Origin of the sequence: Kocuria oxytropis (assembly GCF_040981195.1) — a bacterium.
In the GTDB taxonomy this organism is placed as follows: domain Bacteria; phylum Actinomycetota; class Actinomycetes; order Actinomycetales; family Micrococcaceae; genus Kocuria; species Kocuria oxytropis.
The window spans coordinates 74,875-101,027 of record NZ_JAVFXA010000001.1 but is presented as its reverse complement, the minus strand read 5'-3'; the positions used below and the strand labels follow the sequence as shown (position 1 = coordinate 101,027).

At 73.7% G+C, this 26,153-nt stretch carries 25 protein-coding genes and 1 tRNA gene; 17 read left to right on the top strand and 9 right to left on the bottom strand.

Features of this window, described 5'->3' with window-relative positions:
* The first annotated feature begins 39 nt into the window (after positions 1-39).
* A complete protein-coding gene (locus QYM41_RS00460) occupies positions 40-885 on the top strand; it encodes an HpcH/HpaI aldolase/citrate lyase family protein (RefSeq protein WP_368797769.1) in 846 nt (281 codons plus the stop codon).
* Between the two features lie 19 nt (positions 886-904).
* Here QYM41_RS00460 and QYM41_RS00455 read toward each other — a convergent pair whose 3' ends face one another.
* Positions 905-1,621, bottom strand: a complete 717-nt coding sequence (locus QYM41_RS00455; RefSeq protein ID WP_368797768.1) for an HAD family hydrolase — start codon at positions 1,619-1,621, stop codon at positions 905-907.
* Between the two features lie 135 nt (positions 1,622-1,756).
* Between QYM41_RS00455 and QYM41_RS00450 the strand changes: the two genes are divergently transcribed.
* The 14 genes from QYM41_RS00450 (at position 1,757) to QYM41_RS00385 (ending at position 16,893) form a co-directional block, all read left to right on the top strand.
* Positions 1,757-2,749, top strand: a complete 993-nt coding sequence (locus QYM41_RS00450) for an LLM class flavin-dependent oxidoreductase (protein WP_368797767.1) — start codon at positions 1,757-1,759, stop codon at positions 2,747-2,749.
* A gap of 185 nt (positions 2,750-2,934) precedes the next feature.
* The gene (locus QYM41_RS00445) at positions 2,935-3,981 is read left to right on the top strand and encodes an NAD(P)-dependent alcohol dehydrogenase (RefSeq protein ID WP_368797766.1); all 1,047 of its coding nucleotides are present in this window, start codon (positions 2,935-2,937) and stop codon (positions 3,979-3,981) included.
* A 58-nt stretch (positions 3,982-4,039) separates the two neighbouring features.
* Positions 4,040-6,250 (top strand): 4-alpha-glucanotransferase, encoded by a 2,211-nt coding sequence (gene malQ / locus QYM41_RS00440; protein WP_368797765.1) that lies wholly within the window; start codon positions 4,040-4,042, stop codon positions 6,248-6,250.
* A gap of 62 nt (positions 6,251-6,312) precedes the next feature.
* Entirely contained in the window at positions 6,313-7,188 is an 876-nt protein-coding gene (locus tag QYM41_RS00435) for an SGNH/GDSL hydrolase family protein (RefSeq protein ID WP_368797764.1), read from the top strand.
* A gap of 330 nt (positions 7,189-7,518) precedes the next feature.
* A complete protein-coding gene (rpmB, locus tag QYM41_RS00430; protein WP_047804470.1) occupies positions 7,519-7,755 on the top strand; it encodes a 50S ribosomal protein L28 in 237 nt (78 codons plus the stop codon).
* A gap of 1 nt (position 7,756) precedes the next feature.
* Positions 7,757-7,924: a 50S ribosomal protein L33 gene (gene rpmG / locus QYM41_RS00425; RefSeq protein WP_017832642.1), complete on the top strand. Its 168-nt coding sequence runs from the start codon at positions 7,757-7,759 to the stop codon at positions 7,922-7,924.
* A gap of 4 nt (positions 7,925-7,928) precedes the next feature.
* Complete coding sequence (gene rpsN, locus QYM41_RS00420) at positions 7,929-8,234, top strand: 30S ribosomal protein S14 (protein WP_058873832.1); 306 nt, start codon at positions 7,929-7,931, stop codon at positions 8,232-8,234.
* A 72-nt stretch (positions 8,235-8,306) separates the two neighbouring features.
* Positions 8,307-8,591, top strand: a complete 285-nt coding sequence (locus tag QYM41_RS00415; protein WP_031282576.1) for an HU family DNA-binding protein — start codon at positions 8,307-8,309, stop codon at positions 8,589-8,591.
* A gap of 193 nt (positions 8,592-8,784) precedes the next feature.
* Positions 8,785-9,438 carry a hypothetical protein gene (locus tag QYM41_RS00410; RefSeq protein ID WP_368797763.1) on the top strand — a complete coding sequence of 218 codons (654 nt, stop codon included), beginning with the start codon at positions 8,785-8,787 and terminating at the stop codon, positions 9,436-9,438.
* A gap of 125 nt (positions 9,439-9,563) precedes the next feature.
* On the top strand, positions 9,564-10,124 hold the full coding sequence (locus QYM41_RS00405) for a copper resistance CopC family protein (RefSeq protein WP_368797762.1): 561 nt from the start codon (positions 9,564-9,566) through the stop codon (positions 10,122-10,124).
* Between the two features lie 539 nt (positions 10,125-10,663).
* Positions 10,664-11,440 (top strand): copper chaperone PCu(A)C, encoded by a 777-nt coding sequence (locus QYM41_RS00400; RefSeq protein WP_368797761.1) that lies wholly within the window; start codon positions 10,664-10,666, stop codon positions 11,438-11,440.
* Positions 11,433-12,701 (top strand): Dyp-type peroxidase, encoded by a 1,269-nt coding sequence (locus QYM41_RS00395; protein ID WP_368797760.1) that lies wholly within the window; start codon positions 11,433-11,435, stop codon positions 12,699-12,701. The genes QYM41_RS00400 and QYM41_RS00395 overlap by 8 nt, the downstream gene beginning before the upstream one ends.
* Positions 12,702-12,809: 108 nt before the next feature.
* Positions 12,810-14,966, top strand: a complete 2,157-nt coding sequence (locus QYM41_RS00390; RefSeq protein ID WP_368797759.1) for a bifunctional copper resistance protein CopD/cytochrome c oxidase assembly protein — start codon at positions 12,810-12,812, stop codon at positions 14,964-14,966.
* Positions 14,967-15,000: 34 nt separating this feature from the next.
* A complete protein-coding gene (locus QYM41_RS00385; protein ID WP_368797758.1) occupies positions 15,001-16,893 on the top strand; it encodes an NHL domain-containing thioredoxin family protein in 1,893 nt (630 codons plus the stop codon).
* An 80-nt stretch (positions 16,894-16,973) separates the two neighbouring features.
* Here QYM41_RS00385 and QYM41_RS00380 read toward each other — a convergent pair whose 3' ends face one another.
* Positions 16,974-17,957, bottom strand: coding sequence for a hypothetical protein (locus tag QYM41_RS00380; protein WP_368797757.1), 984 nt, complete (start codon positions 17,955-17,957; stop codon positions 16,974-16,976).
* A gap of 143 nt (positions 17,958-18,100) precedes the next feature.
* Here QYM41_RS00380 and QYM41_RS00375 point away from each other — a divergent pair, with 143 nt between their 5' ends.
* Positions 18,101-18,751, top strand: a complete 651-nt coding sequence (locus QYM41_RS00375; RefSeq protein WP_368797756.1) for a hypothetical protein — start codon at positions 18,101-18,103, stop codon at positions 18,749-18,751.
* 222 nt (positions 18,752-18,973) lie between these two features.
* Here the strand turns inward: QYM41_RS00375 and QYM41_RS00370 are convergent, their stop codons facing one another.
* From QYM41_RS00370 to QYM41_RS00340, 7 genes are all read right to left on the bottom strand, one after another.
* Positions 18,974-20,233, bottom strand: a complete 1,260-nt coding sequence (locus tag QYM41_RS00370; protein WP_368797755.1) for an ABC transporter ATP-binding protein — start codon at positions 20,231-20,233, stop codon at positions 18,974-18,976.
* Positions 20,234-20,284: 51 nt separating this feature from the next.
* Positions 20,285-21,118 carry a carbohydrate ABC transporter permease gene (locus QYM41_RS00365; protein ID WP_368797754.1) on the bottom strand — a complete coding sequence of 278 codons (834 nt, stop codon included), beginning with the start codon at positions 21,116-21,118 and terminating at the stop codon, positions 20,285-20,287.
* A gap of 6 nt (positions 21,119-21,124) precedes the next feature.
* Positions 21,125-22,117, bottom strand: coding sequence for a carbohydrate ABC transporter permease (locus QYM41_RS00360; protein ID WP_368797753.1), 993 nt, complete (start codon positions 22,115-22,117; stop codon positions 21,125-21,127).
* Positions 22,114-23,436, bottom strand: coding sequence for an extracellular solute-binding protein (locus QYM41_RS00355; protein ID WP_368797752.1), 1,323 nt, complete (start codon positions 23,434-23,436; stop codon positions 22,114-22,116). The genes QYM41_RS00360 and QYM41_RS00355 overlap by 4 nt, the downstream gene beginning before the upstream one ends.
* A 266-nt stretch (positions 23,437-23,702) precedes the next feature.
* Positions 23,703-24,629 carry an AEC family transporter gene (locus tag QYM41_RS00350; protein ID WP_368797751.1) on the bottom strand — a complete coding sequence of 309 codons (927 nt, stop codon included), beginning with the start codon at positions 24,627-24,629 and terminating at the stop codon, positions 23,703-23,705.
* Between the two features lie 116 nt (positions 24,630-24,745).
* On the bottom strand, positions 24,746-25,192 hold the full coding sequence (gene panD, locus QYM41_RS00345; RefSeq protein ID WP_368797750.1) for an aspartate 1-decarboxylase: 447 nt from the start codon (positions 25,190-25,192) through the stop codon (positions 24,746-24,748).
* A gap of 177 nt (positions 25,193-25,369) precedes the next feature.
* Positions 25,370-25,440: transfer RNA gene (locus QYM41_RS00340), tRNA-Gly, on the bottom strand.
* A gap of 121 nt (positions 25,441-25,561) precedes the next feature.
* On the opposite strand from QYM41_RS00340, the gene dcd reads away from it, so the two are divergent.
* Positions 25,562-26,137 (top strand): dCTP deaminase, encoded by a 576-nt coding sequence (gene dcd, locus QYM41_RS00335; RefSeq protein ID WP_368797749.1) that lies wholly within the window; start codon positions 25,562-25,564, stop codon positions 26,135-26,137.
* Positions 26,138-26,153 lie beyond the last annotated feature (16 nt).

The following is a 26,153-nucleotide window of genomic DNA, read 5'->3' as shown; positions in this document are numbered from 1 at the left end:
CGCCGTCCCCGCCGCTCCCCACCCGGAAAGGACCCCTCCGTGGCCCCCTACCGCAATCAGCGCGCCGCCGCGCTGCCCGCCCGCCTGTCCCGTTCGTGGCTGCTGACGTCGGCCGCCGACCCCTCCGTCTTCCCGGCGGCGCTCGCCTCGGAGGCGGACTCCGTCGTCTTCGACATCGAGGACGCCATCCCCGCCGAGGGCAAGGACGAGGCCCGCCGCAACGTGGTGGAGGCCTTCGAGGCCGGGGCGAGCGCCTGGGTGCGGATCAACGACATCACGACCCCCTACTGGGAGCAGGACCTGGCCGCCCTGAGCCGGGTCGGCCACCTGCGCGGGATCATGCTGGCCAAGACGGAGCACCCCGACCACATCACCAAGACGGCCATGATGGCTCCGGCCGGCACCCCGGTGGTCGCCCTCATCGAGTCGGCCGTGGGGATCATGAACGCCAACGACATCGCCCGGGCCCCCGGGGTGTTCCGGCTCGCGTTCGGGGTCGGTGACTTCCGCCGGGACACGGGGGTCAGCGCGGACCCCCTGGCGCTGGCGTTCGCGCGCTCGAGCCTCGTGGTGGCGTCCCGGGTGGGCGAGCTGCCCGGACCGATCGACGGCCCCACCCTGGGCGCCTCGGACCAGGAGCTCGCCGAGGCGTGCGCCGTGACGCAGTCCATGGGCATGACCGGCAAGCTGTGCCTCGACCCGCAGCAGACGGACGGGATCAACCGCAACCTCGCCCCGAGCGAGCAGGAGATCACGTGGGCGCGCGAGCTCATCACCCAGCACGACTCCGGGCACGTCGTGGGCGACGGCAGCTACCTGCCGCGCCTGGCCCGGGCCCGCAAGGTCTCCGAGCTCGCGCAGACCTACGGTCTCTGGAACCGCTGAGCGCCCCGGGCGCCCGCCGTCAGCCCAGCCAGCGGGACACGAGCTCCCGGAAGGCCGGGTCGGTCAGTGCGGTCGCCCGGTGGTGGGCGGGCACCGGATCGCCGCCGGGGACCGACGGCACGGCGACGACCACCAGTCCCGCCGCCACGGCCGAGGTCGCGCCGACCACGGAGTCCTCCACCGCCAGGGCCTCGCCCGGGGCGAAGCCCAGCCGCCGGACGGCCTCGGCGTAGATGTCCGGGGCCGGCTTGCCGCGGGGCACGTCCTCGGAGGAGACCCACGTGCGCAGGTGGGGGGCGAAACCGGCCTCCTCCAGTTTCACGCCGAGGATCTTGCTCGTGGAGTTGCTGGCCACGGCCACGGGCAGCCGTTCGGCGAACGCGCGCACCGTCTCGAGCGCACCCGGCAGCGGGACGATGTGACCGCTCAGCGTGCGCTCCTCCGTGCGCAGCACCTCGGCGTGGACCGCGGCGCGGTCGGCCTGCGCGGCGTCGGCGATCGCCGTGGCGACGTCCGCCGCGGACCAGCCCATCATCCGGCGCTCCAGGTCCTCGGTGAACTCCAGCCCGTGGCTCTCGCAGACGCTCCGCTGGACCCGCGCCCAGTTCGCCTCCGTGTCCATGAGGATGCCGTCGCAGTCGAACACGACGCACGACGGGACCCACCCGGGGGCGGGGGCCGGCAGCTCGGAGGAGGGCGTGGGCAGCGACGGCGTGGGGGCGGGGAAGGACGTCATGCTCCCATGGTGCCCCACCCGCGCCCGCCCGCGGCGGGCGTGTGAGCAGGACAACTCCCGGAATAACCGGTCCGCCCCGGGGTGTTGCCGCCACCGGACCCCTTCGTGCCATCCCCGACGGAAGAAGCACCGCCCTTGCCCACCACGTCCCACGTCCCGCTGTCCGCCCTCGACCTCGTGCCCCTGTCCGAGGGCCGTTCCACCGCGGACGCCCTCCGTGAGGCGGTCGACCTCGCCCGCCGCCTCGACACCGCCGGATACCGGCGCCTGTGGTACGCCGAGCACCACAACACGGAGGCGTTCGCGTCCTCCGCCACGGCGGTGCTCATCGGCCAGGCCCTCGCCGCCACGGAGCACCTGCGCGTGGGCTCCGGCGGGATCATGCTGCCCAACCACGTGCCGCTGACCGTGGCCGAGGCCTTCGGCACGCTCGCCAACTTCCACCCGGGCCGGGTGGAGCTCGGCCTGGGCCGGGCCCCCGGCACCGACATGCGCACCGCCCTCGAGCTGCGGCGCGGCCAGGCCGGGCACGACACCTTCGAGACCGACGTGCGCCGGCTGCTGCGCCTGTTCGGCGGCCAGGAGCAGGAGGCCGTCCGGGCGCCCGTGGCCCGGGGGACGGACGTTCCCCTGTGGATCCTCGGCTCCTCGACGGGCGGCGCGGAGGTCGCCGCCCGCCTCGGCCTGCCCTACGCGTTCGCCTCCCACTTCGCCCCGGCCAGGATCATGGACGCCATCGCCCTGTACCGGCAGCGCTTCGACGCGCACGCCCCGACCGCCACGGTCGAGCGCCCGCACGTGATGGTGGCCGCCAACGTCCTCGCGGCCGACACCGACGAGGAGGCGCGGCACCAGTTCACCACCCACCAGCTGCTGGTGCGCGGGATCGCCCGCAACGACCGGCGCCCGCTCCAGCCCCCGGTCGAGCGGGTCGAGCTCACCGCCGCGGAGGCCGGCATGGTGCAGGAGCACCTCGCCGTCTCGGCGGTGGGCACGCCCGAGCGGGTGGTCGAGGACCTCGAGCAGGTCGTCGAGCTCACCCGGGCCGACGAACTGATCCTCAACAGCTACGCACACGACCCCGAGGTGCGCGCCAGGTCCTACGAGCTCGTCGCCGGCGCCTGGTGAGCGCACCCGGCCGGCCCGCCCCGTAGGGCGTCGCCGATCCCCGGGGGCGCGCCCCCGGCGTCCCTCCCGCGCACGGGCACCGCCCGGCGGTCGCCGGTCCACGGCGCCGGCACCACGAGCACCGCGCCCCGGCACCCCTCCACGACGTCCGCAGCACGACATCCGCACCACGACAGGAGCACTCCATGACCACCGTCCCCGCCCTCGAGGCCGTCTCCGCCGACTCCGGCTTCCACCGCACCACGATCGAGCGCCGCCCGGTGGGACCGAGCGACGTCGCGATCGAGATCCTCTTCGCCGGCATCTGCCACTCCGACATCCACGTGGCCCGCGACGAGTGGGGCGGCACGCACTACCCCGTCACCCCCGGGCACGAGATCGTCGGCCGCGTCAGCGCCGTCGGGGAGGCCGTGACCGGCTTCGTCCCCGGTGACACCGTGGGCGTCGGCTGCTTCGTCGACTCCTGCGGCCGGTGCGAGTACTGCACCGACGGGCAGGAGCAGTTCTGCACCGAGGGCGTGACGGCCACCTACAACACGCCCCAGCCCGACGGCGCCGTCACCCGGGGCGGCTACAGCGGCGCGGTCGTGGTCGACGAGCGCTTCGTGCTGCGCGTGCCCGAGGCCCTGGACCCCGCCCGGGCCGCCCCGCTGCTGTGCGCCGGGATCACCACCTACGCCCCGCTCCGGCGCTGGGGCGCCGGCCCCGGCCGGCGGGTCGCCGTCCTCGGCATGGGCGGTCTGGGCCACGTCGCCGTGAAGATCGCCGCCGCCATGGGCGCGGAGGTCACCGTGCTCAGCCAGAGCCTGTCCAAGCAGGAGGACGGGCTGGCGTTCGGGGCCGGCGACTACTGGGCCACGAAGGACCCGGAGACCTTCGAGCGCAACAAGGGCCGCTTCGACCTGATCCTCAACACCGTCTCCGCGGACCTGCCCATCGAGCAGTACCTCTCCCTGCTGCGGGTCGACGGCGTGCTGTGCTCCGTGGGACTGCCCACCGAGCCGTACAGCGTGCGGGCCATGGCGCTCGCGGCGCGCCAGCGCGTGCTCACCGGGTCGATGGTCGGAGGGATCCCGCAGACCCAGGAGATGCTGGACTTCTGCGCCGAGCACGGCGTGGAGTCCGAGATCGAGCTGATCGGCGCCGACGACGTCGACGCCGCCTACGACCGGGTGGTCGCCTCGGACGTGCGCTACCGCTTCGTCATCGACGTCGCCCGCACCCTGGCGTAGCCGCCCGGACCGTCAGCAGTCTGCGGCTCGTCCCGTGCCCATGGATAGAGTGGGGGCCATGGCCGACACCACCACCACCGACGGCGCGCTGCGCCGGCTCGCCGAGTCCTACCGGGTCTCCACGACCTACTCCGGGTTCGACGGACAGGAGCGCGAGGTCCCGGAGCCGACCCTGCGCGCCGTGCTCGCCGCGCTGGGCGCGGACGCCGCCGACGACGCCGCGGTCGAGGCGTGCCTCGCCGACCGGGAGCTGGTTCCCTGGCGGCGGGTGCTGCCGCCCGTGGTCGTCGCCGTCGCGGGCGAGCGCACCCGCTTCGCGGCGCACGTCCCGCACGGTGCCATGGTGCGGGTGAGCCTCGTGGCGGAGGACGGCGCGCGGACGACGGCGCCCCAGGTCGACAACTGGCGCTCCCCGAGGGACGTGGACGGCGTGCTCACCGGCCAGGCCACCTTCGAGGTGCCCGAGGGCCTCCCCGTGGGCTGGTACGAGGTGCGCGCGGAGTGCCCCGAGGTCGACGGCGGACGCCCGGTCACGACGCCGCTGGCCGTCACCCCGCGGCACCTGTCCAGCACCGACCGGCTGCACGGGCGGCACCGCTGGGGCTACATGGCCCAGATCTACTCGGTCACCTCCGGGCGGTCGTGGGGCGTCGGCGACATCTCGGACCTCGCGAGCCTCGCCGCGATCTCGGGGGAGCAGGGGGCCGACTACCTGCTGGTCAACCCCCTGCACGCCGCCGAGCCCGTCCCGCCGGTGGAGCCCTCGCCGTACCTGCCGACCAGCCGCCGGTTCTTCAACCCCCTCTACCTGCGCATCGCCGAGGTCCCCGAGTACGCCTACCTGCGCCCGGCCGACCTCGAGGTGGTCAACACGCTGGCCGCGATCCAGCGCAAGGACAACCTCGACACCAGCACCATCGACCGGGACAAGGCCTACGCGGCCAAGCTGAAGAGCCTCGAGCTGCTGTTCACCGTCCGCCGCTCCCCGCAGCGTCAGCAGCAGCTGCGCCGCTTCGTGGCCGAGGGCGGGCAGGGCCTGCAGGACTTCGGCCTGTGGTGCGCGCTGCGGGAGGAGCTCGGCGACGACGCCCCCGAGTGGGACGACGTGGCGGCGGGCCCGGAGGCCCCCTACGCGGTGGAGGCGCGGACCCGCCTGTCCCACCGGATCGACTTCCACGTGTGGATGCAGTGGCTGCTGGACGAGCAGCTCGAGGCCGCCCAGCGGGCCGCGCACCTGGCCGGGATGGACATCGGAGTGATCCACGACCTCGCCGTGGGGGTGCACAAGCAGGGCGCCGACGCCTGGACGCTCCAGGGCGTGCTGGCCCCCGGTGTCAGCGTGGGCGCGCCGGCGGACATGTACAACCAGAAGGGGCAGAACTGGTCCCAGCCCCCGTGGCACCCCGAGCGCCTGGCCGAGGCGGGCTACCTGCCCTGGCGGGACATGCTGCGCACGATCTTCCGGCACGCCGGGGGCATCCGCGTGGACCACGTCCTGGGCCTGTTCCGGCTGTGGTGGATCCCGGACGGCCAGGAGGCCTCCGAGGGCGCCTACGTCTACTACGACCACGAGGCGATGGTGGGCATCCTCGCGCTCGAGGCCGAGCTGGCCGGGGCGGTGGTGGTCGGGGAGGACCTCGGCACCCTCGAGCCGTGGGTGCGCGAGTACCTGGCGGAGCGCGGCGTGCTGGGCACGTCGATCCTGTGGTTCGAGGTGGACGGCGACGAGCCCCTGCCGCCGGCGCGGTACCGGGAGCTGAGCATGGCCTCCGTGAACACCCACGACTTCCCGCCCACCGCGGGCTTCCTGGAGGGCGTCCAGGTGGATGTGCGCCAGGAGCTCGGCCTGCTGGCCCGCCCCGTGGAGGAGGAGCGGGCCGAGGCGCGCCGGCAGCTCGAGACGTTCCTCGCGGCCGTCGCCGCGGACGGGCTGCTCCCCGACGGGGACGCCACGGACGAGCAGGGCCTGGTCGAGGCGCTGCACCGCTACCTGGCGCAGTCCCCGGCCCTGCTGTTCAACGTCTCCCTCGTGGACGCGGTCGGCGAGCGCCGGATGCAGAACCAGCCGGGCACGGGGGACGAGTACCCCAACTGGCGCGTCCCCCTGGCCGACCAGGCGGGCAACCCGGTGCTCATCGAACAGCTGCCGGACAACGCCCGGGCGAACTCCCTGGTGCGCGCGGTCAACGAGGCGCTCGGCAACCGCTCCCGCCTCCGGCCGGTCGGGGAGCCCGAGCAGCCGCAGCACACCGACCGCACCGCCCCCTGATCCGGCGCGGGACCCGCCCGGTCCCCGCCCGGTCGCCTGTCCCCGAACGGAGAGCACCCCGCATGACGGAGCCCACCGTGCCCCGCCCGGCCGCCGCGCCCCTGGCCCCGCCCGTGCGCTACGCGGCGCTCGGCGACTCCATGACCGAGGGCGTGGGGGACCCCGACCCCGCGCGCCCCAACGGGGTGCGCGGCTGGGCAGACCTCGTGGCCGAGCAGCTGACCGCGGCCCACCCGGACACCCGCTACGCGAACCTGGCGGTCCGGGGGCGGCTGCTCCGCGGGATCGTCGCGGAGCAGCTGGACGCGTGCCTGGCCCTGGAGCCGACCCTGGTGAGCCTCTACGCCGGCGGCAACGACCTGCTGCGCCCCCGGGCGGACGTGGACGCACTCATGGAGGTCTACGAGCCGGCGGTCGCCCGGCTCCGAGACTCGGGCGCCCAGGTGGTGCTGCTCACGGCCTTCGACCCCGGCCGGGACGCCCCCACGTCCTGGACCCGCCCCCGTCAGGCCCTCTACAACGAGCACGTCCGGGAGATCGCCGACCGGCACGGGTGCATGCTCCTCGACTACTGGCGGATGCGCACCCTGCAGGACTGGCGCTACTGGGCGGTGGACCGCCTGCACATGTCCCCGGCGGGTCACACCCACGTGGCCGCCCGGATGCTCGAGCTGCTGGGCGTGCAGCACGCCCTGGAGCTGCCGTCCACGGAGGAGCTGCCGGTCACGGCGACCCCGGGAGTGCCGGCCGAGGACCTCCGCTGGGCCCGCGAGTACCTGCTGCCCTGGCTCGGACGGCGGCTGCGGGGGACCTCCTCCGGGGACACGGTCACCGCCCGGCACCCCGAGTGGACGACCCTGCGCCCGCGTCCCGTGCTGCCCGCCGGGCCCGCGCCCCAGGACGGGAGCACGGCCCCCGCCGAGCAGGCCCGCCCCTGAGCCGCCGGGGCCGTCCCCAGGTTTGCGGGGTTCCGGGGAGCCGGTAGACTGACCCGAAGCTGGTCACACCTGACGTCAGGTTGCGGGGAAGTCCGTCCGGGCCTAGACTTCAAGGCTGTCGTGTGGTGGAGTCCACCTTCCGGCACCTTGATCTTCACCGTCTTCATCGTGGCGAGGCCTTCGCCGGTTCCGGCCGCGGGCCTTACGAGAGGGCCCGGTTGGCGAACGGTGGCAATTCTGAAGGTGGCGGGACGCCCGTTGCCGCAGCTGAGTGATCATCTGCGGCACCCACTGCGTGCCGTCATTTCGTCAACATTGGAGGAGAACACTATGGCAGCGCACTGCCAGGTGACCGGAGCTCAGCCGGGCTTTGGGCACAGCATTTCGCACTCGCACCGCCGTACCAAGCGCCGGTTCGACCCGAACATCCAGAAGAAGCGGTACTGGGTGCCGTCGCTGCGCCGCAGCGTGACGCTCAACGTCAGCGCCAAGGGCATCAAGGTCATCGACGCGCGCGGTATCGACGCCGTCGTGACCGACATGATCGCACGTGGGGAGAAGATCTAGCATGGCCAAGGACAAGGACGTTCGTCCCATCATCAAGCTCAAGTCCACCGCCGGCACCGGTTTCACCTACGTGACCCGCAAGAACCGCCGCAACGACCCGGACCGCATGGTGCTCAAGAAGTACGACCCGGTCGTCCGCAAGCACGTCGATTTCCGCGAGGAGCGCTGAATCCATGGCCAAGAAGTCCAAGATCGCCAAGAACGAGCAGCGCAAGGTCGTCGTCGAGCGCTACGCCGCGAAGCGTGCCGAGCTCAAGAAGACCCTCGTCGACGAGAACGCCACCGACGAGGCCCGCGAGGAGGCTCGCCTGGGCCTGCAGAAGCTGCCCCGCGACGCCTCCCCGGTCCGGCTGCGCAACCGGGACCAGATCGACGGCCGTCCCCGCGGCACCCTCCAGAAGTTCGGCATCTCCCGCGTCCGCTTCCGCGACATGGCACACCGCGGCGAACTGCCCGGCATCTCCAAGTCCAGCTGGTAATTTCTGACGCAGGAGCGCGAGCGGTCCCCGCGCCGCGCTTCCCCACGACCCCAAGTCCAGGAGGACATGAACATGGCTAAGAACCGCAGCGAACTCGTCGCAGAGGTCGCCGAGAAGGCCGGCACCACCAACGCGGCCGTCAACGGCGTCCTGGACGCGATGTTCCAGGTCTTCGAGGAGTCCGTCTCCGCCGGTGAGAAGATCACCATCCCGGGCTGGCTGGCCGTCGAGCGCACCGACCGTGCCGCCCGCACGGGTCGCAACCCGCAGACCGGCGAGACCATCGAGATCCCCGCCGGCCACGGCGTCAAGCTGACCGCTGGTTCCAAGCTCAAGGCGGCCGTGTCCAAGAAGTAAGGACACCGGCGGTCCGCTCCGGACCCCTCCTCCCGCTTCGTCCGAAGGGGCGGCCCCGCACGGGGCCGCCCCTTCGGCGTTCCCGGTCCCGCGCCCTGACGGCACGGGCGCCGCGATTGGCAGCGCGCCGAGGGCGGCACGCATAATGGGGGCACCGGGCCGAGCGGCCCGCGAGAGGATGGGAGGTGGCGGCGTGGGACCACGTGCACGGCGCCTCGTCCGCGGCTGGGCCGGTGCGGTCGTCGCGACCTCCGCGGCCGCCCTCTCCCACGCGGTCGCCGGCGGGCAGGCCCCGCCCCTGCTGCTCGTGCTCCTGTCCCTGGCCCTGTCCGGACCGTTGTGCATGGCCCTGGCCGAGCGGGTGCTCTCCCGGTCCTGCCTGCTGCTCGGCGTGCTGCTCAGCCAGTCCGTGCTGCACGCCCTCTTCGCCGGCTCCGGCGGGGTGAGCACGGTGTCCCACACCGCCCACGGGCCCGCGCTCCACGGCGCCGCCGCAGGACCCGCCCTCGTGCTGGAGGTCCAGACCCACGCCGAGCACGGCGGGGCCGCCATGGTCGTCTCCCACGTGCTGGCGGCGCTGGCGGCCTACGTGCTCATGCGCCACGGCGAGGTCGCGGCCGTCGTCCTGCTGGAGGCGGTCCGGCTGCGCGTGCGCCGGCGGCGGGACGTCCCGGCGGCACCCGTCGTGGTCGTCCGCCCGCCGGCAGTGCGCGCGGGGCGCCCGCACGCGCTCACCGACCAGGCGCTGCTGCGCCCGGTGCGCTCCCACCGGGGGCCGCCGCGTCCCCGCCGTCGCCCCCTGCTGCCGGTCCTCCTCCCGGGACCCGCCGCGCTGCCCACCGGCTGAGCCGGCCGGCCGCGGCGCCGCCCGGGCCGGGTCCCCGGCGGGGTGACCGACGGTCCGTGCCCGCCGTCCGGCCGTGCCGGTCCGGCGGCCCCGCCCACGCCCCACCCCGGCCCCGAGGAGTTCCCATGCCCACGCCCACCACCCGACGCACCGCAGCCCTGCTGGCCGCGGGCGCCCTCACCGTCCTGACCGCCCTGCCCGCCTCCGCGCACGACGAGCTCACCGCCGTCTCGCCGGAGCCCGGCGCCGTCCTGACCACCGCGCCCGAGGAGCTCGAGCTCACCTTCTCCGGGGAGGTCATGGACATCGGCCACCAGGTCCAGGTGACCGACTCCGAGGGACGCTCCGTGACGGACGGCCCGCTCGAGCCGGAGGGCAACCGCGTGGTCCAGCCCCTGACCGCGGCGGGGACCGAGGACGAGACCTACCGCGTCGTCTGGCGGGTCGTCTCCAGCGACGGGCACCCCATCGAGGGGACCTTCACGTACGACGTCGGGTCCGGGGAGGAGCCCACGGCGGGCCCGAGCGCCCCGGCGGAGGACTCCGCCGAGCGCGCCCAGGCGGCCGCGGACGACGCGACGTCCGGGGACGTGCCGCTCTGGGCTGTCGCCGTCGGCGGGGCGGTCGTCGCCCTGGGCGTGCTCGGCCTGGTGGCCCTCCTCTCCCGCAGGCGCCGCACGCGCTGAACCGGCCGGGTCCCGGCCCGCCCGGGCCGACGGCGTCCGACAGGCCCCGTTGCGGGCCCCGGCCCGCCCGGTCGACCCGGTCTCCGCTGCGCTCTCCCGTTGGGCTCTGCCGTTGCGCCCTGCCGCGGGGTCCCGGCCCGCGGGGTGTCCACTGTGCCCCGCGCCAGGGGGTGAGAGGCACCCTGCCGGAGCCCTGGCACCCTGCCGCGGGGCCCCAGGACGCCCTGCCGCGGGCTCCCGGCCCGCGGGGTGTCCGCTGTGCCCCGCGCCAGGGGGTGAGTGGCACCCCTGCCGCGGGCCCCGGCACCCCTGCCGGGGCGGGCCCTCCGCATCCTGTCGCGTGACCGCCCGGGACGCACTGCCCCACAACGTCCCCTGCGCCCTGCCGCGGTGTCTCCGGCCCGCCCGGTCCTCCGGGCGTCCCCGGCGCCCTGCCGCAGCGCCTCCTCCCCGCCCGGTCCGCCGGGCGGCCCACGCCGGCTGCCGTGCTGCGGCCGCCGCGCGCACCCCACCGATCTCCGCACCGTCCAGGAGCACCCATGTCCACGTCCGTACCCGCCCGCCGACCCTCCTGCGCCTCCGGCCCCGTGCCTGCGGCCCTCCTGCGCACCACCGCCGTCCTGGCCCTCGGGGCCGTCGCGCTCACGGGATGCGCCCCCTCCGCCCCGGGGACGGCGCCGGCTGCCGCCGTCCCCTCCGCCGCGTCCACCTCCGCCGCGTCCACCTCCGACACCCCCGCCTCCGTCGGCTCGTCCCCGCACGACGCCGGGCACGCCGCCGCGGCCGAACCGCTCACCGTGGAGCAGGCCTGGGCGAAGGCGGGCCCTGCCGGGGGCATGACCGGGGTCTTCGGCACCCTCGTCAACGAGGGCGACAGCCCGGTCGTGCTCACCGGCGCGACGGCCGAGGGCGTCGCCGGGAGGGTCGAGCTGCACGGGACGGTGCTCGACCCCGCGACCGGCAGCACGGTCATGCAGCCGCGGCAGGAGCCGGTCGTCGTCGCCCCGGGGGACTCCTACGCCCTCGAGCCCGGGGCGGACCACCTCATGCTCCTGGACCTGCGCTGCGACCTCCGCGCCGGGGACGAGATCGAGCTCGTCCTGGGCTTCGAGGACGGGGCCGGTCAGACGGTCACGGCGGCCGTCCGCGACTACGCCGGCGCGCAGGAGGAGTACGCGCCCGGGGGTGAGAACGGCGGCCCGAGCGGTGGCGCGGAGCACGGCGGGGGTCACCCCGCGGGCAGCTCGGGCGGGAGCGCGGCGGGCCCGTCCAACGGCGCCACGCCTGCGGCGGCCGGACCGGTCTGCCGTGGGTGAGCCCCGCGGCGTGGGGCGGCGGCGCCTGCTCGCGGCCGGCGGCGCCGCCGGCGTCGGGGCCGCCACGGCCCTGGGCCTGGAGTCGGCACGCCGGGCCGGGGTCCCGGCCCCGGCACCGCAGCCGGTCGCCGGGCAGGAGGCGCAGGGGCACGGGCGGGCCACGGAACCCTTCCACGGCCCCCGGCAGGCCGGGGTGGCCACCGACCCCCAGGCGTTCGCCGCGTTCGTGGCGCTGGAGCTGCACCCGGGCGGCACCCGGGACGCGGTGCGGCGTCTGCTGCGGGTGCTCTCCGCGGACGCCGCGGCCCTGGCCGCCGGCCGGGCGCCGCTCACCGACCAGGAGCCCTGGCTCGCCGCGCACCCGGCTCGGCTCACGGTCACCTTCGGCTTCGGGCCGCGGCTGCTCGGACTGGTCGCCCCGGACCGTGCGCCGGCCTGGCTGCGGCCCCTGCCGGCGTTCTCGGTCGACCGGCTGGAGGAACGGTGGAACGACGGCGACCTGCTGCTGCAGATCTGCGCCGACGACCGGCTGACCGTCTCGCACGCCCAGCGGGTGCTGCTCAAGGCCGCACGCTCCTTCGCCGCCGTGTGCTGGGTGCAGGACGGGTTCCGGCACACCGTGGGCTCGGTCCCGGGCGGGCCGAGCATGCGCAACCTCTTCGGCCAGGTGGACGGCACGGTCAACCCCCGAGGCGGCACCGAGGAGCACGAGCGCGTGGTCCACGGCCGGGACGGCTTCGCGCCGTGGATCCCGGACGGCACGGGCCTGGTGCTGCGCCGGATCGCCATGAACCTGGACACCTGGGACGAGGCGGACACCCCCGCCCGCGAGGACGCGGTGGGGCGGCGCCTGCGCGACGGCGCCCCGCTGACCGGGGACACCGAGCACGACGAGCCCGATCTCGAGGCGCGGGGGCCGCTGGGCTTCCCGGTCATCGCGGAGCACGCCCACGTGCGCCGCTCCCGCTCGGCGGACCCCCTCGAGCGGATCCACCGGCGGGTCTACAACTACGACGTGCCCGTCGCGGACGCCTCGGGCACACGGGGCCGGGGCGCGACCGCCGGAGGGGTCAGCGACGCGGGCATGCTCTTCGCGGCCTACTGCTCGGACGTGGACCGTCAGTTCGTCCCGATCCAGCGCCGGCTCGACGAGCTCGACATGCTCAACGCCTGGACCACGCCGGTCGGGTCCGCGGTCTTCGCCGTACCGCCGGGCTGCGCCGAGGGCGGGTTCGTGGGGGACGTGCTGTTCGAGGACTGAGGCCCGCCCGTGTGGGGTCCGGCACAGGCGCACGGGTCCGTGCGCCCCGAGGGGGGACAATGGAGACGGGCCGCCCCGTCGTCGTGGGGCGGATGAAGGAGACTGACCATGAGTTCGAGGACGGCCGAGCGCGCCGACCACGGCACCGCCGCCCGGCCCGGCGGCCGGGGGATCGACCCCTGGTGGCTCGCGGCCGCGCCCGTCGTGGCCCTCACGGCGCTCGTCCTGGCCATGCTGTGGACCGGGTCGGGCGCGGCCCGGCTCGCCGCCGACCCGGGCGCGCTGGTGCGCTGGGGTCTGCCCGCGGCGGAGCTCGTGCACAACGGCGCGCTCGTGGTGGTCATGGGCGCCCTGCTGTTCGCCGTGGGGATCGTTCCGGCCACCCGCGACGAGCACCGCCGGGGCGAGCGGGACCGGTCCCCGGCGGCCGAGCACCCGCTCTTCGGGGCCACGCTGCGCCTCGCCGAGGCCGCGGCGGTGGTGTGGACGGTGGCGGCCGTGGCCGTGCTCGTGCTGTCCTACTCCGACGTCGCGGGCGTGCCCGTGGGCGGGGACGGGACCTACACCCAGCAGCTGCTGCACTACACCACGGACATCCCCACGGGCCAGGCCCAGGCGGCCATCGTGGTGGTGGCGGCCGTCGTGACCACCCTGGTCTTCGGGGTCCGGGCGCTGCTCGGCCTGCTGCTGACCCTGGCCCTGTCCTGCGCGGCCCTCGTCGCGATGGCCCTCAACGGGCACTCCGCGGGCGGCAACGACCACATGGGCGCCGTGAACTCCCTGGGCCTGCACCTGCTGGGCGTGGTGCTGTGGACCGGGGGGCTCGTGGTGCTCGCCTGGCTGTCCCCGCAGCTGAGCGCCCCGGACGCGGGCACGGGGACGCTGCCCGAGGGCGCCGCCCGGGGCCGCGCGGCGGCCGGGGCTCGGCCCCGCGTGCCGATCGCGGCCGTGGTGCTGCGCCGGTTCTCCGCGGTGGCCTTCGGCGCCTTCTTCCTCGTGCTCCTCTCCGGAGCGGTCAACGCGGCCGTGCGCATCGGCTCCTGGGACCAGCTCATGAGCGGCTACGGGGGGCTCGTGCTCGTCAAGCTCGTCCTCACGCTGGGGCTGGGCCTGGCGGGCCTGGCCCACCGCCGGTGGCTGGTCCCCGCGCTCGAGGCCGGCCGGCTCACGGCCCGCCGTGCCGTGTGGCAGCTGGTGCTGGGGGAGGTGCTGGTCATGGGCGCCGTGATGGGCGTCGCCGTGGCCCTGTCCCGGACGGCCCCGCCGGTGCCCGAGGAACTGGCCCCGGACGCGTCCCCGGCACTGATCCTCACCTGGTACGAGCTGCCGCCGGAGCCCACCGCGGCCTCGTGGTTCACCACGTGGCGGGTCGACTGGCTGTGGCTCGCGGTCTGCGTGTTCCTCGCGGCCGTCTACCTGTGGGCGTTCGTGCGCGTGCGCCGGCGCCGGGACTCCTGGTCCGTGCTGCGCACCCTCTCGTGGCTCACCGGGCTCGGCGTGCTGTTCTTCATCACCTCGGGCGGGGTCGCGGTCTACGCCCGGGTCCTGTTCTCGGCGCACATGGTCGAGCACATGGCGCTGACCATGGTGGTGCCGATCTTCCTGGTCCTCGGCGCGCCGGTCACCCTGCTGCTCAAGGCCCTGGAGTCCCGCCCGGACGGCACCCGCGGCCCCCGCGAGTGGATCCTCCGGCTCGTGCACTCCGGCTTCGGCAGGGTCGTGACCCACCCGATCTTCGCGGCCGTGAACTTCGCGGCGTCCATCGTGGTGTTCTACTTCACCCCGCTGTTCCACTTCACGCTGCACTACCACGTGGGCCACGTGTTCATGGTGGTGCACTTCCTGATCACCGGGTACCTGTTCATGCTCGTGCTGATCGGGGTGGACCCCATCCCGTACCGCCCCGGCCACATGATGCGGCTCGTCCTGCTGCTGGCCACCATGGTCTACCACGCCTTCGTGGGGGTGGCGCTCATGGGCTCCGACACCCTGCTGCAGGCCTCCTGGTTCGGCAACACCGGCCGGGACTGGGGGCGCACGGCGATCCAGGACCAGCAGCTCGGCGGGGCCCTCATGTGGGGGATCGGCGAGTTCCCCACCGTCGTCGTCGCCGTCGTCGTCGCCGTCATGTGGGCGATCGAGGGCAACAGGGAGAACCGCCGTGCGGACCGCAGGGCCGACCGCACGGACGACGCCGAGCTCAAGGCCTACAACGAGATGATGGCGGGGCTCGCGGAGCGCGACGACCGCGCCGCCCGGCACTGACCCCCTCCCGCACGTCCCGAAAGGATCCCCACCCATGCGCCTCACCTCCCGCGTCCGCGCCTCCGAGCTGCAGGGCCGCGCCTGGCTCAACACCGGCGGCCAGGACCTGGACCTGGCCGCCCTGCGCGGCAAGGTCGTGGTCCTGGACTTCTGGTCCTTCTGCTGCATCAACTGCCTGCACGTGCTCGACGAGCTGCGGCCCCTCGAGGAGCGCTTCTCGGACGTCCTGGTCACGGTCGGCGTGCACTCCCCGAAGTTCGAGCACGAGGCCGACCCGGAGGCCCTCGCGGCCGCGGTGGACCGCTACGAGGTCCAACACCCCGTGCTCGACGACCCCGAGCTGACCACCTGGGACGCCTACACGGCCCGGGCCTGGCCCACGCTCGTGGTCGTGGACCCGGAGGGCTACATCGTGGCGCACCTCTCCGGGGAGGGGCACGTGCAGGGCCTGGTGTCACTGGTGGAGGAGCTCGTGGCGGAGCACGAGGCCCGGGGCACGCTGCACCGCGGCGACGGGCCGTACGTGCCGCGGCCCGCCCCCGAGGGGGACCTGCGGTTCCCGGGCAAGGTGCTGCCCCTGCCCGACGGCTCGTTCCTCGTCTCCGACACGGGCCACCACCGCCTCGTCCAGCTCGACAACGACCTCGAGACCGTCCGGCGGGTGATCGGCGCGGGCAAGGGCCACGCGGACGGGGACGCGGCGACCGCGCGCTTCACCGAGCCGCAGGGGCTCACGCTGCTGCCCGAGGCGGTGCGCGCGGCGGCCGGCTACGACGTGGTCGTGGCCGACTCCGTCAACCACCGGCTCCGCGGCCTGGACCTGGCCACCGGGCAGGTGCGCACCGTGGCCGGCAGCGGCGTGCAGCGGCTGCTCGACGAGGAGCGCGCCCGCGGGGCGCAGCCCGACCACATCGACCCCGGCGCCGACCCGCTCGAGGTGGCCCTGTCCTCACCGTGGGACGTGGTGTGGTCCTCCCGCGCCGACCTGCTCGTGGTCGCCATGGCGGGGACCCACCAGCTCTTCTCGTTCGACCCGCGGACCGGCCGGCTCGCCGTGCTCGCCGGCACCGGCGACGAGGGGCTCAAGGACGGGCCCTCCGCCGAGGCGTGGTTCGCCCAGTCCTCGGGGCTCGCCGAGGACCACGAGGGCAACGTGTGGGTCGCCGACTCGGAGACCTCGGCCCTGCGCGTGCTCCGGTTCGACGAGGACGGGGCCGTGGCCGTGGAGACCGCCGTGGGGGAGGGGCTGTTCGACTTCGGATTCCGCGACGGCGACGCCGGCGAGGCGCGCCTGCAGCACTGCCTCGGCGTGGCCCAGCTGCCCGACGGGTCGGTGGCCGTGGCGGACACCTACAACGGCGCCGTGCGCCACTACGACCCGCGGACCCGTCAGGTGGCCACCCTGGCCCGCGGCCTGGCCGAGCCCTCCGACGTGCTGCTGGACGTCTCGGGGGAGGAGCCGCTGCTCGTCGTCGTCGAGGCCAACGCCCACCGCCTGGTGCGGGTGCCCGTCCCCGCCGCCGCCCAGCGGGTCGACGAGGGGGCCTCGAGCACCCAGCGGGCGCGCACGCGGCTCGCGCCGGGCGCGCTCGGGATCGAGGTGCGCTTCGCGGCCCCGACCGGCCAGAAGCTCGACGACCGGTGGGGCGACCCCACCCAGCTGAAGATCTCGTCCTCGCCCGAGGAGGCGCTCGCCGAGGGCGCGGGCACGGCCCAGGGCCTGCGCCGCCGGCTCGTGCTGGCGGAGGGCGTCACGGAGGGCGTCCTGCACATCACCGCGCGCGCCGCGGCGTGCGACGGCGAACCCGGCGGGGAGATCCCGGACCACGCGGCGTGCCACCTCTACCAGCAGGACTGGGGGATCCCCTTCGTGCTCGACGACCAGGGGGAGACCGAACTGGTACTGGACCTGCGCGGCGTCAACTGAGCCGGCCCCCGGCCGGTTCCCGGCGCCGGCCACCTCCGGGCGGGCGGGCCTCGGACCGGCCGGGGTCCCGGCCCGGAGCCTCAGCCGCGCGGGTCGACCCGGACCGTGGAGCCGTCGATGGTGAGGTCGGCGGCCACCTCGAACGGCACGGTCCGCTCGAGCCGCTCGACGTCCCCGGTGAAGAGGTCGAGGGAGTCGAAGGCGATCCGGGCGGTGCCCCGCGCCGGTTCCAGGGCCCAGCCCCCGCCGCCCTTCGAGCCCACCACGATCTCCGGGTCCGGGTAGGACTCGATCGTCCACTCCACGTCCCCGGAGACCCGGCCGTCGAACTCGAACGAGAACGGGCAGCCGGACGGGAAGAGGCCCGTCTGGTCGGCGCAGGCGTCGAGGTGCTCCCTCAGCTGCCGGTCCACCTCCTGCTCGAGGGCCTCGGTGGGACGGGCCTCGAGGACGATCTCCGCGTGCTGGCCCGGGTCGGTCAGCACGGCACTCTCCGGCTCGGCCGCCACCAGCTCGGACGTGTAGGAGGCCGTGTAGACGCCCGGGAAGAACGCGGAGAACTCCCCGGAGGACTCCGGCAGGGCCACGGACATCCCGTTCACGTCCACCGAGGTCGCCCCCGGCAGCCGGACCGTCACGGTGGGCAGCGGGGTCTCGTCGAAGGCCCACACGGTGAAGAAGCCCCACTGCGTGTCCACGGGGTGCAGGGAGAACTCGGAGCTGTGCCGCTCGCCGGCCAGGGTGTAGTCCGCGCGCACCACGGCCCGCTCCCCGTCGTCCGAGACGGTGGAGACCTCGACGTCCTCCAGGTCCTCGGCCGAGGCCTCCAGCGGGTCGCCGTCGAGCATCGCCGCGTTGGCGTCGGGGACCTGGGCGTTGAGCAGCCCCAGGGCCTGGCCCCCGTCCCCGTCCCGCAGGTCCTCGAAGTACGCCCGCACGTCCGTCTCGGGGCCGTACAGGTACTTGTTCACCAGGGCGATGGTGACGGCGGCTGCGGCCACCCCGAGCAGGACGAGGAACAGCCAGGCCCCGAGGGCCTTGAGCACGCGGACGTTGGACTCCATCCGATCACGCTAACCGATCGGCCCCCGGCCCGCGCGTCCACCGGGCCGGACGGGCTCCCCGGGACGCCACGGACCGTCCCGGACGGGTACGCTACGTGCCGCACCCCCTTCCCCGTTCCCGTCCCCTCTGGAGCTGACTCCCCATGGCCGACTCCGTCCGGCAGGTCCCCGAGAAGTACGGCCCCGTCCGCGCCGTGCTGCGTCCCCGGCTGGGCTCCTACGGCCGCCGCCTGCTCTCCTGCCTGGGGCCGCTGCTGACGGTCGCGGTGCTCGTGCTGTTCCTCTGGGCGCGCCGGCCGGCCCCGGGGGTCACGGTGGTGGTGCTGGCGCTCGTGCTCCTGGCCGGCGCCGCGTGCTGGGTGCGCCTGCGTCCCGTGCTGGTCGTCCGCACGGACAGCCACGTCCTGCGCTCCCGGACGGTGGGCTTCGCCGCGACACCGCTCGCGGAGATCGAGCACGTCGTCACGGTCGGGGCGCTGCACCGGGAGGCCGCGGCCCCGCGCCGCGCGGCCCGGCCCCACCTGTGGGCGGCGGGCCGGACGGGGCGGCGGGTCCTGGGCCTCGACGGCGCGGTGTGGGACGCCCGCTCCCTCGAGGACGTGGCCGGGGCGCTCGGCGCGCCGCGCACCCATCTCGAGCAGGCGACGGCCCGGGAGGCGGCCTCCCGCTGGCCGCGGCTCGTGCCGTGGGGGCTCCGGCACCCGCGGCTGCGCTCGGCCGCCGCCTCCGCGGGGCTGCTCGCCGTCCTCGGCCTCGTGGCCTGGTTCTCGCTCGGAATGCCGGGCACGGGCTGAGCCACCCCTGCCGCCGCGCCCCGGAGGCGGTGGCCCCGTCCTGGAGGCGAGACCTCGTCCCGGAGGCGAGGCCCCGCCCCCCGGTCCGGAGGCGGAGGAGCGGTCCGGCCGTGCAGGAGCCCGCCTCCGGTCCGGCCGGCGGACCCCGGCCCGCACGCACGGAACCCGCGGCCCCCGGGAGGGGGTCGCGGGCTCCGCGAGCTCCGGGCGGGAGGGCCGTGCTCAGCCGGCCGAGGCCAGCTCCTGCCGGGCCCGCTCGATCTCGGCCTTGCGCTCCTCGACGGCCTCGCGGGTCAGCTCGGCACCGGCCTCGGCGTCCCGGGTCAGGTTCTCCCCGGTCTCGGGGTCGAAGACGTGCATCCGGCGGGTGTCGATCCAGATCCGGCCCTGGGTCCCCCCGCGGATGCGCGAGGTGGCGTCCAGGGAGACGACGATCTGCGCGTGCATCTCGTCCCCGTCCAGGTCCTGGGCGAGCTCGTCGAGCTTCGCCTTGACCTCGGGGTCCGACTCGTAGTTGATGTAGCCGTACTGCTCGTTGCCCATCCACTCGGTGTGCGTCAGCTCGGCGTCGAAGACGGTTCCGCGGGAGACCTTGGCCTCGTCCACGAACTTGGCGTCCTCGAAGTGCTCCGGGCGCAGCCCCAGCAGCACGATCGACCCGTCCGCGGGCAGCTTGCCCCGGGCCTGGTCCGGCACGGGGAAGTCGCCCAGCGGGGTCTGGAAGACATCGCCCTTGACGTGCGCGGGGAGGAAGTTCATGGACGGCGAGCCGATGAACCCGGCCACGAACAGGTTGGCGGGCTGCTCGTAGAGCTCCCGGGGCGAGGCGATCTGCTGCAGGATGCCCTTCTTGAGCACCGCCACGCGGTCGCCGAGGGTCATGGCCTCGGTCTGGTCGTGGGTGACGTAGACCGAGGTGATGCCCATCCGCCGCTGCAGCTGGGCGATCTCGGTGCGCATCTGCCCGCGCAGCTTCGCGTCCAGGTTGGACAGGGGCTCGTCGAACAGGAACGCGTCCGCGTCCCGCACGATGGCCCGGCCCATCGCCACGCGCTGGCGCTGGCCGCCCGAGAGGTTGGCCGGCTTGCGCTCGAGGTGCTCGTCCAGGTCCAGGGTGGACGCGGCGTGGCGCACCTTCCGGTCGATCTCCTCGTCGGAGAACTTCCCCTTGGACAGCCGGAGCGGGAACGCGATGTTCTCGTACACGGTCAGGTGCGGGTACAGCGCGTAGTTCTGGAACACCATCGAGAGGTTGCGCTCGCGCGGCTCCTTCTCGTTGACGCGCTGCCCGTTGATGAGCAGGTCCCCGGAGGTGATGTCCTCCAGGCCCACGATCATCCGGAGCAGCGTGGACTTGCCGCAGCCGGAGGGCCCCACGAGGATGAGGAACTCGCCGTCGGCGATGTCGATCGACACGTCGTTGACGGCCGGGAAGCCGTCGCCGTACTTCTTGACGAGATGGTTGAGGGTGATGGATGCCATCTGGGACTCAGTCCTTCGGTCGGTTCGGAAGATGCGAGGCGGTGGGCGGGCTCAGCCCTTGACCGCGCCCTGGGTCAGGCCGGAGACGATCTGGCGCTGGAACAGCAGCACCAGCAGCACCACCGGGATCGTGACGATGATCGCGGCAGCGGAGATCGCGCCCGCCGGATCCTGGAACTGGGACGCCCCGGTGAAGAACGCCAGGGCCGCCGGGACGGGCCGGGCCGCCTCGGTGGACGTGAGGCCGATGCCGTAGACGAAGTCGTTCCACGCGATGAAGAACGCGATGATCGCGGTGGTGAAGACTCCGGGCAGGGCCAGCGGCACGATGACCTTGCGGAACGCCTGGAACGTCGTGGCACCGTCCACCTGCGCCGCCCGCTCGAGGTCCCACGGGATCTGCTGGAAGAAGGCCGTCAGCGTCCAGATCGAGATCGGCAGGGTGAGCGAGAGGTAGGGGATGATCAGGCCGGGCCAGGTGTCGTACAGCCCGATCTGGCGCCACAGGTTGAACAGCGGGGTCACGATCGAGACCACGGGGAACATGGACACGGCCAGGGCGACCGTGAGGATGACCTTCTTGCCCGGGAAGTCGAGCCGGGCGATCGCGTAGGCGCACAGCGTGGCCAGGACCACGGCGATGAAGGTGGCGATCAGGCAGATGCCGATCGAGTTCCTCAGAGCGGGGAGGAACAGCTCCCGGGCGTCGCCGACGAACAGGGCCGCATAGTTCTCTCCGACCCAGTCCGTGGGCAGGAACTTCCCCGACGTCAGGTCCGCGGGCGTCTTGAAGGACGTCATCAGGATGGACGTGACGGGGAACAGGGCGTAGATCAGGACCAGGACCGAGACGACGGCCCAGCCGACTTTCTGCTTCGTGGACATGGGCTGTTACCTTCCCTTCCCGGATCCGGCGAGATCGACCTTGAACACCTTGATCGCCACGAGGGCGATCAGGAGGACGCAGACGAACAGGATCACGGAGATGGCCGAGCCGAGACCGATCTCGAGGCGGCCGATGGACGTTCGATAGGCCAGCAGGGACAGCGTCTCGGTGCCGTACTGGCCCTGCGTCATGATGAAGACGTTGTCGAAGATGCGGAACGCGTCCAGCGCCCGGAACAGGACCGCGACCATGATCGCGGCCTTCATGTTGGGCAGGATGACCCGGGACATCCGCTGCCACCAGGAGGCGCCGTCGACCTTGGCCGCCTCCGTGAACTCGCTGGGCACCTGCGCCAGTCCCGCCAGGAGGAGCAGGGAGATGAACGGGGTGGTCTTCCAGATCTCCGAGGCCATGATCACGAACAGGGCCGGCCACTGGGACGCGAACCAGTTGAAGTCGGGGCCGATGACCGGCAGCCAGGAGAACCAGTTGTTGACGTACCCCGTGGTGATGTTGAAGGCGTAGAACCACGCGAAGGCCGAGACCACGGTGATGATGCCGTAGGGCACCAGGATCGCCGTGCGCAGCAGCCCGCGGGTGCTGCGGATCGCGTTGTTCATCACCAGCGCGAGGGCGAAGCCCAGCACGAGCTCCACGATGACGGTCACCACGGTGATGAGCACCGTGACCAGCAGATCCCGCCAGAACACCCAGTCGGTGAGGACCGTGACGTAGTTGCCGAAGAACACGAACTCCCGGTTCTCGGGGTCGGTGAGCCGGAAGGAGAACAGGGAGTCCCACAGGGCCTGCAGGATCGGGTACATGGTGACCAGCAGCATGATGACGAATGCCGGCCCGGCGAGCAGCCAGCCGAGCTTGCGCTCGGACCGGGCGCGGTCCGACATCGCCGGCTTGGCGCTGCGGCGGCCGGTGACCGGGGCCGGCGCGGCCTCACGTCCTCCGGTGCCGGGCGCGTTGGGGTTGACGACGGTGCTCATAGCAGCTGGTCTCCCTTCAGGACGGCTTCGATGAACTCGGCGGTTTCACGGGGCGTGTCCTCGGTGACGGACGCCGGGGGCGTCCACTCCTGCTGGATGGCGGCGGAGACCTCGTTGTAGTACGGGGTCTGCGGACGGGGTGCCGCCTGGTCGAGGGACTCGCGGATGGTCTCGTACATCGGATAGGTCTCCCGGACCTCCGCGTCCTCGTAGGCGGTCTCCGAGGCGGGCGGGTTGCCGTTCGTGAGGAAGTACCAGGACTGGTTCTCGGGCTTGACGATGCACTCGACGGCGTCGTACGCCAGGTCCGGGTACTGCGAGGACGCTCCCACTCCCAGGTTGATCCCGCCCAGCGGGGGAGCGGACGGATCGTTCTCGTTCACCCGTGGCCACAGTGCCCAGCCGATGTCCTCGAACATGGACTGCTCGACCGACCCCTCCTCCACGGCGGCCTGCGTGGCGGTGTAGATGAACGGCCAGTTGACCATGAAGGAGCCGTCGTCGGACTGGAACTGGATCATCGAGGCGTTCTCGTTGGCCGTCGGCAGCCCCGGGCCGCCGAGCCCCTGACGGCCGATCGTCCCGACGATCTCCGCGGCCTTTCGGCCTGCCTCGGAGTCCAGTCCGATCCGGATCTCGTCGGCGTCGGCGCCGGGGTTCTCGATGATCTCGCCCCCGGCCGACTTGACGAGGCCGTTGACCCACACCGTCATCGACTCGGCCTGCGTTCCCTGCACCCCCAGGTACTTTCCCTGCTCCTCGGCCGCGGCCATGATCTGATCCCATGTCACAGGTTCGTCCATGTTGAGGCCCGCGGCCTCCGCGACGGACTCGCGGTACCAGAGCAGTTGCGTGTTGGCCCAGAACGGGACGGTCACGAGCTCGCCGTCCCACTTGGCGCCCTCCAGCGGGCCCTCCAGGACGTCGTCCGTGGTGAGCTCCGCGGTCTCCGCGGGGACCGGGGCCAGGAAGCCTGCCTGCGCCAGTTCGGGAATGAACGGCGGGTCGATGCTCATGATGTCCATCGAGGAGTCCCCGGCCGCCAGGCGGCGGGCGAGCTGCTCGCGCTGCGACGCCGCGTCGCGCGGCAGCAGCGAGGTCTCGATCCGATACCGCCCGTCGGCCGCCTCGGTGCACTCCTGCGCGAGCGCCTCCTGTCCGCCGGCGTCGGGGTTGATGTACCAGGTCAGGGTCGGGGTGCCGCCGGCGTCGGCGTCACCGCATCCCGTCAAGACGAGGGCGCCCACGGTGCCCAGGGCGGCGGCAGCGCTGAGCCGTCGCCTCCCGGGGGTCCTGTGGGGGTGTGAGATGGTGGTCAACGGTCTGTTCCTCCCCTTCGGCGATGTGGCGGTCCGCGAGGGACGTCGAAGGGGTCCTGTGGGACCCGGTCGGCGGGACGGTCGGCGGCGGGTGCTGCCGGTCGACCACCCCTGCGCGGAGCCTTCAGTCTATGAGTGCGCTACCTCACAGACCAGTAACCTGACGGTTTGCATCGGTGTGCCCCGGCGTGTCCGGGCGTGTCCGCGGGGCGCGGCCGCTCCGCGCCCCGCGGGCGCGTCCGGGCGCGCCGCGGCGCGGATCGCGGTCAGGAGAGCAGCAGCGCCACGACGGCCATGGTGAGCATCGCGACCACGGTGGTGACGAGCACGGTGTCGCGGCACAGCTGCTCGGCGCGTCCGTAGCGCACGGCCGCCACGTAGATGTTCTGGGCGGTGGGCAGGGCGGCCATCACCACCACGGCGTAGAGCAGGTGCCCGTCCAGGCCCAGGGCGAAGCGGGCCACGAGGTACGCCAGGACAGGGTGCAGCACCAGCTTCAGCGCGCTGGCCAGCAGCACGTCGCGGCGGGGCGTGCCGCCGCGGCGCAGCGGCGCGGCGCCGACCAGGGAGATCCCGAAGGCCATCAGCATGGCCGGGATCGAGGCCCCGGCCACCAGCTCCACGGGTTCGTGCAGCACCTCGGGCAGCCGCCAGCCGGTGACGGCGAAGAGGATCCCCAGCCCGGAGCCCACGATCATGGGATTGGTGACCACGTTGCCCAGGACGGTGGCCGGGCTCGGCCGGCGTCCGTCCGTGAGGGTGTCCATGATCGTCAGGTAGACGGGGGTGTTCAGGGCCAGCTGGAAGAGGATGACGGGCACCACCATGGTCGCGTCCCCCAGCACGAACACGGCGATGGGGATGCCGAGGTTGGCGGAGTTCACCTGGGAGGCGGCCTGGGCGCCCATCACCGTGGTGGCCGCGTCCCGGTGCAGCACCCAGCGGGCGAGACCGGCGTGCACGAGGGCGGTGGCGACCGCCGAGACGGCCGCGACCACCAGCGGGGCGGAGAGGATCCGGGCGATGTCGGCCTCGGCGATGGTCAGGAACAGCAGCGGCGGGCTGGCCACGTAGAACGCGAACCTGCTCAGCACCAGCTGGCCCTGCGGACCCAGCAGGCCGCGCCGGCCCACCAGGTACCCGGTGCCGATGATCGCCCACACGATGAAGAAGCCCGAGAACACTCCGGCCACGGGACCCTCCCTCGCACTGCTGCGGGTCCGCGTGCGCGGGCCCCTACCGTTCTACCCCATCGCGGACCCGGGCGTGCTCAGGCGTGCTCGAGCGGGGCCGGCCGGAGCGGCGGGGCTCAGGCGGCGGGCAGGTCGGCGCGGGCCTCGGCCAGGGGCCGGGAGTGCGGGGGGCGGGCGACGCCGTCGAGCATCGCCTCGGCCGGGTCCGACCCGAGGTCGACGATCCGGTTCCCCGCGTCCACGTGGACCACGGACGGCACGTGCGCGCGGGCCTCGGCGTCGTCCATCTGCGCGTAGCTGATGAGGATGACGAGGTCCCCGGGGTGCACGAGGTGCGCGGCGGCGCCGTTGATCCCGACGACGCCCGAGCCGCGCTCGCCGGCGATCGTGTAGGTCTCCAGGCGGGCGCCGTTGGTGACGTCCACGATCGAGACGAGCTCGCCGGGGAGGATGTCGGCGGCGTCGAGCAGGTCCTGGTCGACCGTGACCGAGCCGACGTAGTGGAGATCGGCCTGGGTCACGACGGCACGGTGGATCTTGGCCTTGAACATGGTGCGCAGCATGACGGGAGAGGAGCTCCTCGTGAGCGGGGTGCGGGCGGTCGCGCGGGACGACGGAGGCCGTCCGGGTGCTCGCCGCCCGGGTGCGGGCCGGGGGGCGGGGCGCGGGACCATCCTACCGCGCGGTCCCCGGGCACGACGAACGCCCCGGCCACAGGGGCTCGGGGCGTTCGGTGCGAGAGCGGCTGACGGGAATCGAACCCGCGTATCAGGCTTGGGAAGCGTGCGCTCTACCATTGAGCTACAGCCGCGCATCCGTGCTCCGTCCGGCGCGTGCACCGGACGAGGACATCCCACACTCTACACCACCGACCCGGACCGGGCAGTCCAGGGGGAGGGTCGCGCCGCCGGGCGTGCGATACCTTGGGGACCGTGCTGATCTCTGACCGCGACATCCGCCGGGAGCTCGACGGCGGCCGGGTCGTCCTCGAGCCCTACGATCCCGCCCTGATCCAGCCCGCCAGCATCGACGTGCGGCTGGACCGCTGGTTCCGGCTCTTCGACAACCACAAGTACGCGCACATCGACCCGTCCGTGGAGCAGCCCGAGCTCACGCGGCTCGTGGAGGTCGACCCGGACGAGGCCTTCGTGCTCCACCCGGGGGAGTTCGTGCTGGGGTCCACCTACGAGAGGGTGACCCTCCCGGACGACATCGCCGCCCGCCTCGAGGGGAAGTCCTCGCTGGGACGCCTGGGGCTGCTGACCCACTCGACGGCGGGATTCATCGACCCCGGGTTCTCGGGGCACGTCACCCTCGAGCTGTCCAACATGGCCACGCTGCCCATCAAGCTGTGGCCGGGCTCCAAGGTGGGGCAGCTGTGCTTCTTCCGGCTCTCCTCGCCGGCCGAGCACCCGTACGGGGACGGCGCCTACGCCAACCGGTACCAGGGGCAGCGCGGTCCCACGGCGTCCCGCAGCCACCTGGGCTTCTCCCGCACCCGGATCTGAGGGGCACGGCCCCGGT